The sequence below is a fragment of the Cyanobium sp. NIVA-CYA 375 genome (assembly GCF_056108345.1).
This window is the reverse complement of sequence record NZ_JBSYHW010000413.1, coordinates 1-560: the sequence shown is the minus strand read 5'-3', so window position 1 is coordinate 560 and position 560 is coordinate 1. Positions and strand designations below refer to the sequence as shown.

1 pseudogene is annotated in these 560 nt (G+C 58.6%); it reads left to right on the top strand.

Annotated elements, in window-relative coordinates:
• Nucleotides 1–353: 353 nt before the first annotated feature.
• Nucleotides 354–560, top strand: a pseudogene (locus tag AC01FP_RS18880) (hypothetical protein); the annotation flags it as partial.

The window sequence follows — 560 nt, the reverse complement described above, 5'->3', positions numbered from 1 at the left end:
CGGAACGCCTGCCGTCATCCTGGTCACCTCCCCTTGACCTTTCTATCTATGTTGGTCGGAAGCGTGATGAACGAGGCGTTACCACACCTATCGATGTCGCTCATGTTCTTGGTCTAGTCGAGGCTATCCCTGACCTTCGCTGGCGACTGGCATTTCAGTTGATGGCGGCATACGGGCTCCGGCCGGAAGAACTGCAACACCTAGAGATTCGGAGCGGCCAATTCTGGACGAGCTACCAGAAGGTTTCCAGCCGAGGTCGCACCCGATCAAGGGTTCTGCGACTGCTGCCATGCGATGACTGGGCTCAAGCATGGCAGCTTGAGAAAGCATTTCGACCTGACCGCATGCCGCCGATGCGACCAGGACATGGCGCTGAGGACCTTGGCACCTACATGCGGCGCCGATCTCTCTGGCAGCAGTTACGACGGGAATATGAAGAGAAAGGCGAGAAGCTTGTGCTTTACTCCTGCCGCCATGGGTACGCCCACCGCGCCCACATCATCTGTGAGCTTCCGCCCAAGGTGGTCGCGGCAGCCATGGGCCACTCGGTGGAAACTCAT